A 17,716-nucleotide genomic window follows, 5' to 3' on the forward strand; every position below is an offset into this window, starting at 1 on the left:
GTTAAAAAAAAATGTCCTTAAACGAAAAATGGCGGGGCAAGCCCCGCCATCCTTATCATGGTCTATTCATCATCGGTGGGCTCGTCGGCCTCCCCCGAATCCTCTTCCGGGGCATCGGGCTCATGGGGCGAGCCCTCCTCGGAAGAATCGGCCTCGGGGGAGTCGTCCCCGGCCCCCTCAAGGGCCTCGGCCTCGTCGTCTTCGTCCTCTTCCTGCCACGGCAGGCGAACCGCCCCGGCCACATGCTCCCCGTCGTCCAGACGGAAGAGCTTAACGCCCTGGGTGTTTCGACCCACCACGGACACGTCACGGACACGGATACGAATCAGTTTGCCGCTGTTGGTCATCATCATGACGTCGTCTTCGTCGTCCACGAGGAGCAAAGAGGCCACGTTGCCGTTTCGGGCGGAGGTCTTGATGGAGATGACCCCCTTGCCGCCCCGGCCTCGCAACGGGTACTCCTCAACGGGCGTCCGCTTTCCGAAGCCGTTTTCGGTCACCATCAGCACCTTCTCCCCGGGGTGGAGAACCTCCATGCTCACCAAGTAGTCGTCATCCACGAGCCGTACCCCGCGGACCCCCTTGGCGCTACGGCCGGAGGCGCGCACATCGGTTTCCTTGAAACGAACGGCCTTGCCCTCACGGGTGGCCATAAGCACGTCCATTGCTCCGTCGGAGAGACGGGCTGAAACCAGCTCGTCGCCGTCGGCAAGGCCCACGGCAATGATGCCACCCTGACGGGGGCGACTGTATGCCATGAGATCGGTCTTCTTCACCGTGCCGTTGCGGGTTGCCACCACCACAAACTGGTCTTCCTTGAACTCGGGAACGGCCAGCACCGTGGTGAGCTTCTCCCCTTCCACAAAGTTGAGGAAGTTGACGATGGCTCGCCCCTTGCTGGTCCGGCTTGCCTGGGGCAGTTCGTAAACTTTGCTCCAGTAAACCCTGCCGAGGTTGGTGAAAAAGAGGAACATGTGGTGGGTGGAAGCCACAAAGAGCTTCTCAACAAAATCATCGTCCCGGGTGGCCATGCCCACACGGCCCTTGCCGCCACGGCGCTGGCTCTCGTAGACGCTGATGGGCGTCCGCTTGATGTACCCGCGGGTGGAGACAGTCACCACCATGTCCTCTTCTTCGATGAGGTCTTCAAGGGAGATCTCGCCGGTGGCCTCCACGATCTTGGTGCGGCGGTCGTCGGCAAACTCGTCCCGGATGGTGGTCAGCTCGTCTTTGATGATGTTGAGCACGATGCGCTCGCTGCCCAGAATCTCCTTGAACCAAGCGATGTCCTTTAAGACCCCTTCGTACTCTTCCAGGATCTTTTCGCGCTCCAGGCCGGTAAGACGCTGCAGACGCATGTCCAGGATGGCCTGGGCCTGAAGGTCGGAGAGACCGAAGCGACTTTTCAGCCCCTCTTTGGCTTCCACCGGGTTCTTGGACTTGCGAATCAGGGCCACCACCTCGTCGAGGTTGTCCAGGGCGATCTTGAGCCCTTCCAGGATATGGGCGCGGGCTTCGGCTTTCCGGAGGTCGTACACCGTCCTTCGAACCACCACCTCTTTTCTGTGCAGCAGGAAATGATCCAGCATTTCGCGAAGGGTGAGAAGCTCGGGCCGGTTGTTTACCACCGCCAGCATGATCACCCCGAAACTGCTCTGCATCTGGGTGTGCTTGAAGAGCTGGTTGATCACCACCTCGCCCATGTGGTCCCGCTTCACGCCCATGGCGATGCGCATGCCCTTCCGGTCGGACTCGTCCCGGACATAGCGGATCCCCTCGATGACCTTGGCCTTCACCAGCTCGGCGATCTTCTCGATGAGGCGCGCCTTGTTCACCTGGTAGGGAAGCTCATGGACGACGATGGTCTCGCTGTCATCCTTCTTGGCCTTTTCAATCTCCACCTTGGCGCGGATCTTGATGATCCCCTTGCCGCCTGTATAGGCTTCGCGGATCCCCTTGCGACCGTAGATAATACCGCGGGTGGGAAAGTCCGGCCCGGGGATGTACTCCATGAGCTCTTCGCTGGTGAGCTCCGGGTTCTCGATGAGGGCACACACACCGTCGATCACCTCCCCCAGGTTATGGGGCGGGATGTTGGTGGTCATGCCCACGGCGATGCCGGAGGAGCCGTTGACCAGCAGGTTGGGAAACTTGGCGGGGAGTACCGACGGCTCAAGGAGAGATTCGTCGTAGTTGGGCGCCCAGTCCACGGTCTCTTTGTCGAGATCCGCAAGCATCTCATGGGCGATGGGACGCATGCGCACTTCCGTGTAACGCATGGCGGCAGCGGAGTCCCCGTCGATGCTGCCGAAGTTGCCCTGGCCGTCCACCAGGGTGTATCGAAGGGAAAAGTCCTGCGCCATACGAACGATGGTGTCATACACGGCCGTATCGCCGTGGGGGTGATACTTACCGATGACATCACCGACAATACGCGCGGACTTCTTGTACGGCTTGTTCCAGTCGTTCTTCAACTCCCGCATGGCAAAAAGAGACCTGCGGTGTACCGGTTTGAGTCCATCCCGGACATCGGGCAGGGCCCGGCCGATGATGACGCTCATGGCATACTCGAGGTACGATTTTTTCATCTCGGTCTCGAGGCTGATATGTGGAGAGCTTTCCAGTTGAGTCATAGGGTTCACTACCTTCATCTGCTAACGTGCATGTCCAAAGTCGCAATGGCACCTGTTTCCGAAAAAACCGAACATCGGAGATTCGTGACGGCCTCGCAAACGTTGGGGACTTCACGGGAAAAAACGACCAATGCAGGATCACCGGCCGTTCTGACGAACCCGCTGATCGTTGATCGCCGGACCCGTGGTTGCACACCGGCCCGCTGAATCGGCACGCGTCACGACTGGCCGATCCGTTCTTTTCCCGAACGTCCCTTGCATTTAAAATTTAATCGCCTCGGGGCCCAAAGAGCCCGGTTTCACGGGCTTTACAGGAAGAAGCCATCCGAAAGGGGATGGCTACTCGTCAAGGTTTTCTTCCGAGACCTCATCAAGGTGGATCCGCGTTCGTCCGTCGGGCTCCACAAGGCTTTTGTAACTCTTATTATATATATCCGATAAGGTCAAAAAAAAGGTGACCACAAGAGGGCCATAGATGATCCCGAGGATCCCGAAAAGCTGGAGCCCGCCGATAATCCCCAGAAAGACCAGCAGGGTATGCATCTTGATGCGCTTGCCCACCACCGCCGGTTTAAACAGGTACTCCACGCCCCCTGACAGGACACCGTAAATGACCAGGACGGCAATGCCCGCCCCCATGCGCCCTATGACCATGAGCCAGACCGCAACGGGCAGGAAAATAATCCCGATGCCCACGATGGGCAAAAAGGCAAAAAAGGCCATGAGCACCCCCCAGAGGACCGGGGATCGAAAACCGAGAAATGCAAAAACAATGCCCCCTGCCACCCCCTGGATCATGCCGCTGATACCGTTGACCACCAGCACGGCCCCTGCCATGTCCCTGAACTTGGTGAAGAGCTTGGCGTCCTGATCGTCGGGAAGGGGCGACAGGTCGATGATGTACTGAAGCAGGCGCTGGCCGTCCAGAAGCAGGTAATAAATGATGATGAGCATCAAAAAGAAATGGATCACAAACTTCAGGAGGTTGGAGGCAACGGCGTTGGCCTGGTTGAGCAGTGTCATCCCCACGGATTTTCCCATGTCCGTGATGGGCTGAATCAACTCGTCAAAGGTAAGGCTCAAATCGAAGTTGGCCAGGATGCTGTTGATCCGCCCCAGGATGTTCCGGGAGACGAAGAACTGCTTCACCGCATCCACAACCTCCGGGCTTACGGCCCGCACGTAAAAGTTGTGGACCTCATTGGCCAGGACCCCCACAAACAACACTATGGGGACAAACAGCACCAGGAAAATAAGGAGACAGGTAAAAAACGAGGCGTACCTCGGGGGCACCCGGCGTTTGAACAGGTTGTACACGGGAAAAAAGACACCGCTCACCACGGCCCCCATGACGAGCACGGAGACAAAGGGCCAGAGCAGCTTTCCCAGGAGAAACAATGAGATAAGAAAAAGGATCAGAAAAAACCAGAGAATCAGATCGCGGGGTGTCTTGTCCAGCATAGAGCAAAGATCCACAACCCCGGGGATGGCCCGGGAAAAGGGCTGATCGGGGCGTCATGAGCCGAAAAGGGGCGGGACCGACATATCCGGCCTTGCCGCCCCCCGGCTGAAATGGGCTACTTCCGAAGGATCGAGAACACACCCGCAAACAGCAGGGTTTCATAAATCACAACGGGTAGTACAGCGTGACCGAAAAGGGCAAAGACGATGCCACCGCCCATAATGGCGGGAACACCGGAAAAGATCATGATACCAGCCTTCTGTGCCTTGTCCATCGTATCAAAAGCCTCCTTGGTTTAAGCAGCGTAACGCAAAATCAATCGATTTTCCCTTAAATCGAGTGATTTACATGTAACAACAACGCCCTCCCAAGTAAAGCAAAAAAGCCCCGCACAGGGGATCCGAAAGAGATGACAACGGGATGGGTGGGGGTACGTCTTACCGAAAGGGGTCCTTTTCGCGTTTCAAGCGGATCAGATAATGAGGATGCACCGACCTCATTGCGTGTCCTGCCCGTGCGCTTTTTGCCTGGGAAGCCATGGCCAAAGCACACGGGTGGTACCAATAAAAACTAAGGACCGGCACCATTCGAGAGAACCCGGCTTACGTGTTAATCCCACAATGATTCGCCAGCATACCGCCGGGCTTTGACCCGAGGAACAAGGGGCAAAGCCCGGCGGTAACCTGCTTTCAAGGTGGCTCACCTTGCCGCCGGAGGCTGCTTTTCGTGCTTTTTTTCTTGCAGCCCTAACGCTCAATCACCATGGCCATGCCCATGCCGCCGCCGATGCACATGGAGATGAGGCCGGTGGCAAGATTCTCCCGTTGCATATGGTACATGCCGGTAACCATCTGGCGGGCGCCCGTGGCGCCGATGGGGTGGCCCAGGGAGATGCCGCTGCCCAGCTGGTTGGGCTTGTCCACGGGAATATTAAGTTCCCGCATGCAGCCGATGGCCTGGGAGGCAAAGGCCTCGTTGAGCTCGATCATCTCGATGTCCGAAACACTCATGTTCAGGCGCCCCATGACCTTTCTCACGGCCGGGATGGGCCCCAGGCCCATGTAGGCGGGATCCAGGCCGCCGGAGGCAAACCCTTTGATCTTGACGATGGGGGTGAGCCCGAGCTCTTTGGCCTTCTCCTCGGTCATCATAAGAACCGACGCGGCGCCGTCGTTGATGCCCGAAGCGTTGCCGGCCGTGACGCTGCCGTCCCGTTTAAAGGCAGGCCGCATCTTTGCAAGCTTCTCCATGGAGGTCTCCATGGGCCGCTCGTCCACATTAAAGAGGGTATCCCCTTTCCGGCTCTTGATCACCACATCGGCAATTTCAGGCTTGAACACGCCGGTCTTGATGGCTCCAAGGGCCCGGTTGTGGGACATCAGGGCCAGTTCGTCCTGCTCCTGGCGGGAGATGCCATATTTTTCCACGATGTTTTCAGCGGTGATGCCCATGTGGTAGCCGTAGAAGATCTCGTAGAGGCCGTCAAAGACCATGAGGTCGGTGACTTCGCCGACACCGGTGAGCTCCATGCGGTGGCCCCATCGCGCCTTGGGAAGGGCCATGGGGGCGTTGCTCATGGACTCCATGCCCCCGGCCAGAACCACCTCGGCGTCTCCGCACATGATGGACTGGGCGCCCAGGGCAATGGCCTTGAGGCCGGAGCCGCAGACCTTGTTCAGGGAAAAGGTGGGGGTCTCCTTGGGAAACCCTGCCCGGATCATGGCCTGGCGGGCGGGGTTCTGGCCCTGGGCTGCCTGGAGAACGTTGCCCATGATCACCTCATCCACGGTGACGGGGGTTGCGGTATCGTCCCAGTCCCGCCCCTTGGCTTCCAGTTCGGTGATTCCCTGGTCTTTCAGGGCGTCGGGACAGGCGGCCTGCATCGCGGCGCTCACGTCGGGACGGAGCCCTGCTTTTTTCAGGGTCTCTTTCATCACCACGGCCCCGAGGTCGGCCACGCTGACACTTTTGAGTCCGGCACCAAAGGTACCGACGGCGGTCCGTGAACCGCTGACAATCACAACATTTTTCATGGATTCCTCCCGTTTGTATATTTTGTCATGACTCTGCGAACTTTTCTGCTATGATGAAAGGCTCGATGATCCCGTGCGAAAACCGGCGTCGCCACCGCGTGTTTTATCGCACCAAGATGTAACAGAACCGATAGCAAAAGACAACATACGTCATGTGCCTGATCCTTGTTTCCCTAAAGAGCCACCCGTCCTTTCCCCTCGTCATCGCCGCCAATCGCGATGAGTTCTACGCCCGCGAAACCGCCCCCATGGCCTGGCACGAAAATGCCCCGTCCGTTCTCTGCGGCACCGACCTAAAAGAGGGCGGCACCTGGATGGGCGTCACCGAAACCGGCCGTTTCGCAGCCCTCACCAACCACCGGGACCCGTCCCGCATCAACCCGGACGCCGCCTCAAGGGGATGGATTGTCTCCCGGTTCCTTGAAGGCACCGATGACGCCCCGACCTTTGCCGACGCCCTGAGCCGGAAAAAAAACAGCTACAACGGCTTCAATCTCCTCTTCGGTACCGTGGACCACCTGTTCCACTACAGCAACATCTCAGATACCTTGACGGAACTGGCCCCCGGGGTCCACGGGGTGAGCAACGCCCTTCTCAACACCCCCTGGCCCAAAGTGGAGACCGGCAAAGATGCCCTGAAAGCCATGGCGCACCCCAGCGAAGAGTCTCTCTTTTCCCTCCTTGCCGACCAGACCACACCCGAAGATGCCCTCCTCCCCGAGACCGGCATGACCTTAGAGTGGGAACGCATCCTGGGGCCCCTTTTTATCCACAGCGAGGTCTATGGCACCCGCTCCAGCTGCCTCGTCACCCTGAGCGCCGACCGCACCTTAACCGCCACCGAACGCACCTACAGCCCCACCGGGCCAGCCGATATCAACGGCGAACGACGGTTTCAGTTCTCGGTATGATGAAAAAGCATGCCTCCGGCGGCGAGGTGAGCCACCTCGAAAGCTGATTGCCCTTGCGCGTTGCCCTTCGTGCCTCAGGGCAACGCGCAAGGGCGTTCGCTGTGGGCTGCGCCCGCAACCAAAGCAGGCGACGATACGGGTATTGTCACAATCCCCTGCAAGAATGTGGATGCGGTGTCGTTTTATTCGTATGCGGGAACGTACGTATCAACAGGGGTATACAAGGCAATCGGAAGAACCCTGCATCGTGTTTTCACAAAAAAAGACACGGGCCTCTCCTGCAAAAACAGTCGCCAGACGCCACCCTTGACGCGAATGCCCCGAAAACGCCTGCATAAAGACGGCCTCCGCGCATTCGCCATAGGGTTTCAAGGTGCCCCCACCTTGCCGCCGGAGGCAGGCTTTTCCAGGCACTTTAGCCTATAGAAGGCATGCCCTTTAACGCTTCTTCTTTGTCCTTGAGATGATCTCTTTCCAGGATGCGAGGCGAGGACCGACAACGGACTCGTAGCCACGATCGGTGGGGGTGTACCAGCTCTTGTCGCTGATCTCGTCGGGGAGGTACTGCTGGGGGACGAAGCCTCCGGGGTAGTCGTGGGCGTAGCGATAGCCCTCTTTGTAACCCAGGTTCTTCATGAGTTGGGTGGGTGCATTTCGGATGTGTTTGGGAACGGGAAGGGAGCCGCCTTTGTCCACCTCTTCCCGCACGGCGGCAAGGGCGGTGTAGACGCTGTTGCTTTTGGGTGCGGTGGCAAGATAGACCGCGGCCTGGGCCAGGGCCCGTTCCCCTTCGGCGGCCCCTAAAAACTTGTAGGCTTCCATGGCGTGAAGGGCCATGGAGAGGGCGGCGGGATCGGCCATGCCCACGTCTTCGGTGGCCACGGCGACCATGCGGCGGGCAATGTAAAAGGGATCTTCCCCGGCTTTGAGCATGCGCACCATCCAGTAGAGGGCCGCATCGGGGTCGCTGCCGCGCAGGCTTTTGTGAAAGGCGGAGATCAGGTTGTAGTGCTCGTCACCGCCCTTGTCGTAACGGACGGCTTTTCGTTCCAACAGGGCTTCGGCCTCGGCCAGGGTGACCCGACAGCCTTTGCCGGCCTCCATGCGCTTTTGCTCCACCAGGATCTCAAGGGTGTTCAGGGCGGTCCGCACATCACCGTCTGCCATGCGCACCAGGTGATCCAGGGCCTCGTCGTCCACGGCCACCTCCATGCGCGCCAACCCGCGGTCCTTGTCCTCCATGGCCCGTTTCAGCACGTTGAAAATGGTCTCGGGGGTGAGGGATTTCAAGGTCACCACACGAACCCGGGACAAAAGGGCGGGGATCACTTCAAAGGAAGGGTTTTCGGTGGTGGCGCCCAGAAGGGTGATGAGGCCGCTCTCCACATGGTAGAGGAAGGCGTCCTGCTGGGCCTTGTTGAAGCGATGGATCTCGTCCACGAAGAGAACGGTTTTGCGGCCTTTGAGGTTGCGCTCTTTTTTGGCCTCTTCGATGACGGCCCGGACGTCCTTGACGCCTGAAAGTACGGCGGAAATCTTGATAAACCGGCACTTCGTTTCTGAGGCGATGATGGATGCCAGGGTGGTTTTTCCGCATCCCGGAGGGCCCCACATGATCATGGGGAAGATGTGATCCGTGGCAAGGGCGCTTGCGATGAGGCCCCCTGCCCCGGTGAGGTGTTCCTGCCCAAAGACCTCCGCAAGGGTCCGGGGACGCATGCGCTCGGCCAGGGGCGCGTTCAGGTTGCCGTGTTCCGCATTTCTGTATTCAAACAGATCCATACCCACCCAATCACTTTTCCGCTGTCGGAAATGCCTTAAAAAACGTCAGGCAGCCATTCAACTTAAAACAGCCTCCGGCGGCAAGGTGTGCCACCTTGAAAGCAGGTTGCGGATGCGCTTTCCCCTTCGTTCCTCAGGGAAAATCACATCCGCCTTTGATTCAGATCAACCTGAATCTGTTTTTTTCAAGCCTGTTCATCAAACGTTTTTGAATAGTTACCCTCCGGCAGGGCTGCCGGGAGCATACACTGAACAGTTGCCTTTTTTTATTTCAAACCGGCGGTACCACCGCCGGGCCCCTCGCCTCAGCCGAACCGGGCCGAGGGGACAACGGGCTTATCACTGCTGCCCGTCACGCTTCAACTTTTTGACTTTCTGCTTTTGCCGCTCTTTTTTCTTCTGGACCTTGTTGCGGCTCTCTTTGTCTTTGTGCCCCTTGTTCCGGGTGTTGGTGTTCTCTTCCGGCTTGGGCCCGAACTCCATGCGACCGGTCTTTTCCCGGAAGATGTGCTTGATGGGGGTCTGGTCCAGCTCCGTAAACTCACGCACCTGGTTCATGAGGAACCGGCGATAGGAGAAGTGCACCGCGTCCGGGTAGTTCACAAAGGAGACAAAGGTAGGGGGCTTGACGGCCACCTGGGTGTTGTAGAAAAACTTCAGGCGCTTGCCCTTGTGCAGGGGAGGCGGGGTCCGCTCCGTGGCCCATTCGATGATGCGGTTCACGTCCCCGGTGGAGACGCGGGTGTTGTACTGGTCGTACACGCCCCGAATCTGACTGAAGATCTTCTCCACACGCTGCCCGGTCAGGGCGGAGATGGTGGTGAAGGGCGCAAAGGAGAGAAACTTGGCCCCCATGTCCAGGCGTTCCTTGAACAGTTTGGGGCTCTTCTCACCTGCGGGAACCAGGTCCCACTTGTTGAAGACAAAGATCACCCCGCACCCTTTATCGTGGGCATAGCCGGCCACAGTGACGTCCTGGTCGGTCACCCCTTCCGAGGAGTCGATGAGGATCAGGGCCACGTCGCAGCGGTCCATGCTCTTGATGGCCTTGAGGACGGAAAATTTTTCAAGCTTGTCCTTGACCTTGCCCTTTCTCCGGATGCCTGCGGTGTCGATGAACCGGTAAAGCTGGCCGTCACGCTTCATCATGGTGTCCACGGCGTCCCGGGTGGTTCCGGCCACGTCGCTCACCACCAGGCGCTGCTGCCCGGTGAGGCGGTTGATGAGGGAAGACTTCCCCGCGTTGGGACGTCCCACCACCGCCACGTTGATGATCTCATCATCCTCTTTGGGGTAGGCCGCGGCTTCGGGGAAGGATGCCACCAGGTCGTCGAGGAAATCAGGCACTCCGTAGCCGTGCTCACCGGAGACCGGGTAGGGATGCTCGATGCCCAGGGAGTAGAAGTCGTAAAGGTTCTCCTCCTGCCTCTCCCCGTCGATCTTGTTGACCACATAAAACACCTTGGGATGGGACTCCCGCAGGATCGTGACCAGGTCGCGGTCGTAGGGAGAGATCCCCCCTTTTCCGTCCAGGACCATCACAACGGCATCGGCCTCGGCCACCGCCTGGGTCACCTGATCCCGAATGGCACCTGCAAAGGCGTCTTCGTCGTCAATAAGGTATCCGCCCGTGTCCACCACCAGAAAGGGGGCGTCGTTCCAGAGGGCTTCGCCGTAGTGGCGGTCCCGGGTGACACCGGGCATGTTATCCACGAGGGCCGTTCGGCTTCGTGTGATGCGGTTGAACAGGGTGGATTTGCCCACATTGGGGCGTCCAATGATGGCGACGATGGGTTTCATGGGTCTTGTCCGTATGGAATTAATCTGGGGGATACCGGCGTGATTGCCTGACATGAACATACAGGGTTGCATTGGACATGTCATCCTTTTCCAAAAAAGGACTGCCTCGCCTTACGTTTTCCCCACACAAAAAAGGGGCTGACTGGATTTTCAGTCAGCCCCTCGTGAAATCAAGTGGCGTCCCCAAGGGGATTTGAACCCCTGTCGCCGGCGTGAAAGGCCGGTGTCCTGGACCAGGCTAGACGATGGGGACATCGTGGTGGGTCGTACTGGGCTCGAACCAGTGACTCTCTGCTTAAAAGGCAGATACTCTACCAACTGAGTTAACGACCCACATAGTGTGGAACGGGCTTTAAGGCGAAATGGCGTCCCCAAGGGGATTTGAACCCCTGTCGCCGGCGTGAAAGGCCGGTGTCCTGGACCAGGCTAGACGATGGGGACACATGGGTGGGTCGTACTGGGCTCGAACCAGTGACTCTCTGCTTAAAAGGCAGATACTCTACCAACTGAGTTAACGACCCATGTTGCGCCTTAAATTAGGCTTTGAAATGCAGTGTGGCGTCCCCAAGGGGATTTGAACCCCTGTCGCCGGCGTGAAAGGCCGGTGTCCTGGACCAGGCTAGACGATGGGGACGCATGGTGGGTCGTACTGGGCTCGAACCAGTGACTCTCTGCTTAAAAGGCAGATACTCTACCAACTGAGTTAACGACCCGCTGCGTCTCAAAGACTCGAAGCTTATACTCAACTTGTGACGCCGGTGTCAAGCCGAAAGTCACAGAAAAATGACGATTCATGCAAAGACGGTGAACGGCGCCGCCCTAAACCGTCGCATTCAGACCAAAAAGCAGGCCACCCACCTTATTTCCGCCAGAACTCCGGCACAAGAAAAATGATGACCGTGTAGATTTCAAGGCGCCCGAGGAGCATGCACCAGATAAGAAGCCACTTTCCCCCCTGGGGAATCAGGGCAAAGTTCTCCGCAGGCCCCACCAGGCCGAATCCGGGTCCGATGTTGCCGATACAGGACCCCACGGCGGTGAAGGCGGTGACAAAATCGACCCCCATAGCCGCCAGAACCGCGGAACACAGGGCAAACAGGCCGATGTAGATGGCAATAAAGCCGATGATGCTACGCATGACATCCTCGGAGACCGCCTTGCCCCCCAGCTTGATGGTGGCCACCGCACGGGGGTGGATCAGCATGTAAAGCTCCCGGTAGCAGTACTTCAGGCAGAGCATCACCCTGACGATCTTCATGCCGCCCCCGGTGGAACCCGCAGACGCCCCGATGAACATGCACAGGAAAATCAGCACCTGGCTCAGGCCCGGCCAGAGCTCATAATCGGCGGTGGCATAGCCCGTGGTGGTGATGATGGAAACCACCTGAAACGACCCGTAGCGCAAGGCCTCGGGCAGGCTCTGGTACACGGTGCCGTAAATATCAAAGGTCACCACAGCCGAAAGACCCAGCACAATAAAAAGGAACCAGCGGCACTCGGAGTCCCGCCAGAAGATCAGGGTCCGGCCCCGCATCATCTGGTAGTGCAGGGAGAAGTTGATCCCCGCAAGGACCATAAAGACGATGATCACCCCATCGAGATAGGCGCTGTCAAAGCCCGCCACCGAGGCATTCCTCGTGGAAAAACCCCCTGTGGGCATGGTGGTGAAGGTATGGCAGAGGGCGTCATAGAGGTTCATGCCCCCGAAAAGAAGGAGCACCACCTCCACCACGGAGATCAGGGCGTACACCTTCCAGAGGATGGAGGCGGTCTCTGAAAGCCGGGGCTTCAATTTATCCGGCACGGGACTCGGCACCTCGGCCTTGTAGAGCTGCATGCCCCCTACCCCCAGAAACGGGAGAATGGCAAGGGAGAGGACGATGATCCCCATGCCGCCCAGCCACTGGATCAGGCTTCGCCAGAAGAGGAGCCCTTTGGGCACCGCCTCGATATTGGTCAGCACCGACGAGCCCGTGGTGGTGAACCCGGAGACCGACTCAAAGAAGGCGTCCACAAAATGGGGGAACGCCCCGCTGATATAAAAGGGAAGAGCCCCGTACAGCCCCACCACGGTCCAGCCCACGGCCACGATGGCCATGCCTTCGCGCTGGCTGATGTTATCGAAGCTGGTGTCCCGGCAGATCAGGACGGCGATGGCCCCCGAGATCGTGGTGAACACGGCAGAGATACTCAAGGCGGCAAGGTCCCCGCCCCCGTAAATGGCCGAACAGACCACGGGCAACAGCATGGAGAGTCCCAGAGCAAACAGCAGGAACCCCGTAATATACGTCACAACAGGCCAACGCATCAGAAGAACTCCAGCTTGACGGTGAGCATCTTTTCAATGCGGGGAACGGCTTCGCGCGTGGCAAAAATAATCACCCGGTCATCGGGCTTGATGACACTCTCCCCGGAGGGGATGATCACTTCGTCGTCGCGGATGATACAGATAAGGAGGGCACCCCGGGGAAAGGAGACCTTGCTGATGGGAGTGTCCACCAGCTCCGAGGTCTGAAGGGCCACGGCCTCGATGACCTCGGCCTGCTCGCCGTGGACGCTCATGGCCGAAAGCACCTTGCCCTTGCGGATGTGCTGCAAAATGGAGTTGATGGCCGAAAGCCGCGGGCTCACCACCTGCTCCACACCGATGCTGGCCATCAGGGGCATGTAGCTGAACCGGCTGATCTTGGTAATGGTGTTGTCGGCCCCGACGCTCCGGGCAAGGAGGGAAACCAGGATGTTGGTCTCCTCATCATCGGTGAGGGAGACCACAAAGTCCATGTCCTTGATGTTCTCCTCCATGAGCAGGCTCTGGTCGGAGCCGTCCCCGCAGAGGACCACGGCGCGGTTCATCCGCTCGGCAAGGTACCGGCAGCGTTCCGGGTTCCTCTCCACGATCTTGGTGTGGATGTTCTTGCTCTCCAGGAGATCGGCAAGGCGGGTCCCGATGAGCCCGCCCCCCACGATGAGGACCCGGTTCACGGGCTTCATGCGGCGGTTGAAAAATCGCAGGACTTCATTGAGTTTGGTGGCCTCGCTGATGAAATAGACAAGGTCCCCGGCCTGGAGAATGTCGTTGCCGTGGGGGACAATCAGCTGTCCCTTACGCACGATGGCGGCAATGAGGGGACGCACGCCCCCCAGCCGAGAGGAGAACTCGGAGAGGCGAAGACCGTCTAAAAGACTCCCCTCCTCCAGGCGCATGCCCACGATCTTGACGCGGCCGCCTTCGAACTCGCCCACATCCACGGCCCCGGGCACCCGCATCAGGCGGTAGATGGTTTTCACCACCTCGATCTCGGGGTTGATGATGGTGTCGATATGGGGAGCACTGGTCCTGAAATGCTCATGGTAGGCGTCGTAATCGCCGAGGCGGATACGGGCCAGTTTTTTTGTGGCCGGAGAGAGGATGTCACAGGTGAGGCAGGCCACCAGGTTCGTCTCATCGCTGTCGGTGACGGCCAGAAGGATATCGGCCTTTTTCACCCCGGCATCAATAAGGACCTCGGGGCTGCTGCCCGACCCCTTCACCACCTGCACGTCCAGATTTTCAGAGACCCGTTTCAGGGCCTCATCGCTGGTGTCCACCACCATGACATCTTTGTTTTCAAGGGAGAGGCGACTGGCGATGTGAAACCCCACCTCACCGGCCCCTACGATAACGATCTTCAAGCAGTATCTCCTGATCTCATTGGTTTTCGGCGTCTTCCCCCGTGCGCCTTCTGCCCCCCTCATTTCTGCCGTTAAACAGAATCAGCGCCCGGTAAGGCGCTGATGACAGCCACCAACAAAGACACCCGCAGGGCGGGTGGTCGGTTCCGGCTGGCCCGTAAATCGGCAGCACGTGCGGTATTCTCCATATCCTTCAGGAGGTTGCATGGGAAAACGCCTGCAATATATCGCTATGTCATAGCCGATTCCCAGGCCGAGGTCAAACGAATGACTGCCCTCCCCAAGGCAATCGTCCCTCTTTTTCGGCCGCCCGTTACCTTTCCCGGGCCGCCGCGTCTCCCATCTCCCGTCGGTGATTGCCCGGTCCATACGCCCTGCCGGTGCGTTCTGTTTTACATGGCCCCGGCAGGCTCGCCCGGGGCCATATCATACCGCGCAGTGGCCTGTTTACGACTCGCGACGGCGAATCACCTGGCCGTGGTTCCCGGGCAACCGCCTGCCGTCATGTATCACCACCTTTCCGTTGACAAGAACATGGACGATGCCGTCCGGGTACCTGTTGGGTTCGTGGAGGGTGGCACGGCAGGCGATGGTTTCAGGGGACATCACAGTGATGTCGGCCTTCAAGCCGGGATGGATGCGCCCGCGATCCGCCATGTTCATGCGATGGGCCGGAAGACTCGTGATCCGCCTTACCGCCTCTTCCCAGGAGAGCAGGCCCACCTGCTTCACGTAGCGATCGAAAAATTGCCCGACCCACCCGTAGACCGTGGGCGCGCCGGTATTCCCGGCCAGGGGCCCGTCCGGGGCCACGGTCTGGGCATCGGAGATAACCCCGCACAGCCCGTGGGCCAAAAGCTCCTGCTGCATGGTCTCATCAAAATTCCACCCGGCCCAGATCACCTGGGCCATCTCTTCCCCTGCGGCAAGGAGAAGGTCAAAGGCGGCGTCATGGGGATCGCACCCCATGGCCTCCCCGATCTCTGCCATGGTCTTGCCCACCAGCTCGGGGTGTTCGGGTGAAAAAAACAGGGTGATGAGATCCCAGCGCTTCTGCAGGACCAGTTGCCAGATGGGGTTGGGAGAGGCCTTCATCTTCGCCCGGGCCGTTGGGTCGGACAGATACTTCAAGGTGGCGTCAATGCCCCCCACATGGGCCCAGATGGGAAGCACCGAGGCCATTAGGGTCGGACCCCAGTTGTCGGGGATCAGGTCAAAGGCCACATCACCGCCCGTGGAATTCAACCGGTCGATCATGGCCAGGCTGTTAGCCACCGCATCATCCGGTGCGCCGAATTTGGGGCTTATGTGGGAGATCTGAAGGCGGACACCGGTGATGCGCGCCACGGAGAGGACCTCACTGAAGGCCATGTCGTAGTGCACGTCCCTGTTCCGGACATGGGCCGAAAGGATCCCGCCGCGAGCGGCAATCACCCTGGCCAGGGCCACCAGCTCCCGGGTATCGGCATGGATGCCCGGCTCGTACTCAAGCCCCAGGGAGAGGCCGCAAAACCCCTGCTGCATGCAGGCATCCAGGAGCTCGCACATGGCCTGGAGCTGCTCATCGGACGCCTGGCCCCTGCCCTCGGGAATCACGCACCGCCTGAGTGAGCCATGGCCGGCAAGGGCCGCCACATTCACGCCGACCCCTCCCCGCTTCAGCCGGTCCAGGTAATCGCCGGCGCTGCGCCAGTCCACCTCCACACCGGGCTGATAGCCAAGGATCCCTTTTAAGTCCTGCGCATTGGTACACGGGGCGCAGCTGTAGCCGCACTGCCCCACGACCTCGGTGGTGACCCCCTGATGAAGGGAGCTCTGGGCCCTGCCGTCCACCAGAAAGGTAAAATCCGAGTGGGTATGCAGATCGATAAATCCCGGGCAGACCATGTGGCCTTCGGCGTCTATGACAAGGGCGGCCTCTTCGCCCCCTGTCTGGCCGACACTGCAAATACGCTCGCCCTTGATCGCCACATCCGCTTTAAAGGAAGCCCCGCCCTCCCCGTCAACCACCACGCCGTTTTTTATGAGTACGTCTATCATTTGGTACACTCCGTTAGATCATCAGGTATCCCCGCAGGCCTCAAACGACCTCCGGGGGGAGAGGGACGGCTACTTGAAAAACATCTCGACAACACCCGTGGTCAGCCAGGGCATGGCACACAGGATGGTGATGGTAGCGATATAAGGAACAACAAAGGGGAGCACCCCCACGGACGACTCCTCCAGGGAGATCCCGGCAATACGCGAGGAGACAAAGAGGTTGACCCCGATGGGCGGGGTCAAAAACCCCACCTCACACGTCAACACCGTCAACACCCCGAAAAAGATGGGGTCAACCCCCATGCTTTTCACCACGGGCAGAAGCACGGCGGTGAAAATGACCACCTGGGGGATGGATTCCATCCACATGCCGGCCAGGATGTAAAGAAAGCTGATCATCATCAGCACGAGGAAGGGGTTGTCCGTAAACCCTGTAAAAAAGCCCTGCACGGCAAGGGGAATATCGTAGAAGGCCACCAGCTGGCCAAAGGCCTTGGTGGAGCCCAGGATCACCAGCACCGTGCCCACCATGGTCGTGGTGAACTTCAGGCTCTCGATGACGTTGCCCACCGTGAGTTTTTTGTAGACCGCGATGCCCACGAAGAGGCCGTAAAAGACCGCCACGGCCGAGGCCTCGGTGGGGGTAAAGATCCCGCTGTAGATCCCGCCTAAAATGATCAGCGGCGCGCCGATGGCCCACTTCCCCTCCCAGAGGGCCCGTAAAAGTGGGCGAAAGGAAAAATCATCGTCCACCTTCCCGCCGAACCCGCTCACTCTGCAGACCGTGGTGGAGGTCAGAATCAGGAAAAGGATCACCATAAACCCCGGCACCAGACCGGCCAGAAAAAGCTTGGGAACCGACTCTTCGGCGATGAGGGCGTAAATGATCAAGAGGTTGCTGGGGGGAATAATGCTCCCCAGGGCCCCGGAAGAGGCGGAGATCCCGGAGGCGAATTTTTTTGGGTAGCCCTCGTCCACCATGGCCGGAATGGTGATGGAACCGATGGCCGCCGTGGTGGCGGGCCCGGACCCTGTCAGGGAGGCAAAGAGCCCGCAGCTCACGATGGTCACAAGGGAGGTCCCGCCCCGAAGGGAACCGACCATCTTGCGGGCGATGTGGATGAGGTGCTCGGACATCCCCCCTTTTTCCATCAATTTGCCGGCCAGAACAAAAAGGGGAATGGTCATCAGGGGAAAGGATTCAAAGGCGTTGTAAGCGGTCTGGCTCAGCAGGGTAAAGGGGATATCGATAATGTGCAGGCCGATGACGGTGGCGACACCGGCCGCCCATGGAATGGGCACGCCGATGAGCATGCAGCCCACAAAGGCGATGGACATCCACAAAGGTCCGTTCATAATTCATACTCCTTAAAACATCATGCA

General features: G+C 59.1%; 11 protein-coding genes and 6 tRNA genes. 1 reads left to right on the forward strand and 16 read right to left on the reverse strand.

The window, feature by feature from the left end; all coding sequences use genetic code 11:
* Positions 1-62: 62 nt before the first annotated feature.
* The 4 genes from gyrA to BLQ12_RS10925 all read right to left on the reverse strand — a co-directional run bounded on the left by gyrA (position 63) and on the right by BLQ12_RS10925 (position 6,128).
* Positions 63-2,633: a DNA gyrase subunit A gene (gyrA, locus tag BLQ12_RS10915; protein ID WP_092210690.1), complete on the reverse strand. Its 2,571-nt coding sequence runs from the start codon at positions 2,631-2,633 to the stop codon at positions 63-65.
* Between the two features lie 339 nt (positions 2,634-2,972).
* Complete coding sequence (locus BLQ12_RS10920) at positions 2,973-4,094, reverse strand: AI-2E family transporter (protein ID WP_092210691.1); 1,122 nt, start codon at positions 4,092-4,094, stop codon at positions 2,973-2,975.
* Between the two features lie 116 nt (positions 4,095-4,210).
* On the reverse strand, positions 4,211-4,369 hold the full coding sequence (locus BLQ12_RS27415) for a hypothetical protein (RefSeq protein ID WP_175469656.1): 159 nt from the start codon (positions 4,367-4,369) through the stop codon (positions 4,211-4,213).
* 472 nt (positions 4,370-4,841) lie between these two features.
* Positions 4,842-6,128 carry a thiolase family protein gene (locus BLQ12_RS10925; protein ID WP_092210692.1) on the reverse strand — a complete coding sequence of 429 codons (1,287 nt, stop codon included), beginning with the start codon at positions 6,126-6,128 and terminating at the stop codon, positions 4,842-4,844.
* Between the two features lie 152 nt (positions 6,129-6,280).
* On the opposite strand from BLQ12_RS10925, the gene BLQ12_RS10930 reads away from it, so the two are divergent.
* The gene (locus BLQ12_RS10930) at positions 6,281-7,039 is read left to right on the forward strand and encodes an NRDE family protein (RefSeq protein ID WP_092210693.1); all 759 of its coding nucleotides are present in this window, start codon (positions 6,281-6,283) and stop codon (positions 7,037-7,039) included.
* 438 nt (positions 7,040-7,477) lie between these two features.
* Here the strand turns inward: BLQ12_RS10930 and BLQ12_RS10935 are convergent, their stop codons facing one another.
* The 12 genes from BLQ12_RS10935 to BLQ12_RS10990 all read right to left on the reverse strand — a co-directional run bounded on the left by BLQ12_RS10935 (position 7,478) and on the right by BLQ12_RS10990 (position 17,689).
* On the reverse strand, positions 7,478-8,821 hold the full coding sequence (locus BLQ12_RS10935; protein ID WP_092210694.1) for a replication-associated recombination protein A: 1,344 nt from the start codon (positions 8,819-8,821) through the stop codon (positions 7,478-7,480).
* A 339-nt stretch (positions 8,822-9,160) separates the two neighbouring features.
* On the reverse strand, positions 9,161-10,621 hold the full coding sequence (gene der, locus BLQ12_RS10940; RefSeq protein WP_092210695.1) for a ribosome biogenesis GTPase Der: 1,461 nt from the start codon (positions 10,619-10,621) through the stop codon (positions 9,161-9,163).
* Between the two features lie 175 nt (positions 10,622-10,796).
* Positions 10,797-10,874: transfer RNA gene (locus BLQ12_RS10945), tRNA-Glu, on the reverse strand.
* A 4-nt stretch (positions 10,875-10,878) separates the two neighbouring features.
* A tRNA-Lys gene (locus tag BLQ12_RS10950) sits at positions 10,879-10,954 on the reverse strand.
* Between the two features lie 30 nt (positions 10,955-10,984).
* Positions 10,985-11,062, reverse strand: a tRNA-Glu gene (locus BLQ12_RS10955).
* Positions 11,063-11,069: 7 nt separating this feature from the next.
* Positions 11,070-11,142: transfer RNA gene (locus BLQ12_RS10960), tRNA-Lys, on the reverse strand.
* Positions 11,143-11,177: 35 nt separating this feature from the next.
* A tRNA-Glu gene (locus BLQ12_RS10965) sits at positions 11,178-11,255 on the reverse strand.
* Between the two features lie 3 nt (positions 11,256-11,258).
* Positions 11,259-11,334 (reverse strand) — tRNA-Lys (locus tag BLQ12_RS10970).
* A gap of 146 nt (positions 11,335-11,480) precedes the next feature.
* On the reverse strand, positions 11,481-12,929 hold the full coding sequence (locus tag BLQ12_RS10975) for a TrkH family potassium uptake protein (protein ID WP_092210696.1): 1,449 nt from the start codon (positions 12,927-12,929) through the stop codon (positions 11,481-11,483).
* The gene (gene trkA, locus BLQ12_RS10980) at positions 12,929-14,293 is read right to left on the reverse strand and encodes a Trk system potassium transporter TrkA (RefSeq protein ID WP_092210697.1); all 1,365 of its coding nucleotides are present in this window, start codon (positions 14,291-14,293) and stop codon (positions 12,929-12,931) included. Before trkA ends, BLQ12_RS10975 begins: the two co-directional genes overlap by 1 nt.
* A gap of 447 nt (positions 14,294-14,740) precedes the next feature.
* Positions 14,741-16,333, reverse strand: coding sequence for an N-acyl-D-amino-acid deacylase family protein (locus BLQ12_RS10985; RefSeq protein WP_092210698.1), 1,593 nt, complete (start codon positions 16,331-16,333; stop codon positions 14,741-14,743).
* 69 nt (positions 16,334-16,402) lie between these two features.
* Entirely contained in the window at positions 16,403-17,689 is a 1,287-nt protein-coding gene (locus tag BLQ12_RS10990; RefSeq protein ID WP_092210699.1) for a TRAP transporter large permease, read from the reverse strand.
* Between the last annotated feature and the right edge of the window lie 27 nt (positions 17,690-17,716).

Source organism: Desulfoluna spongiiphila, from assembly GCF_900101345.1.
GTDB classification, from domain to species: Bacteria; Desulfobacterota; Desulfobacteria; order Desulfobacterales; family Desulfolunaceae; genus Desulfoluna; species Desulfoluna spongiiphila.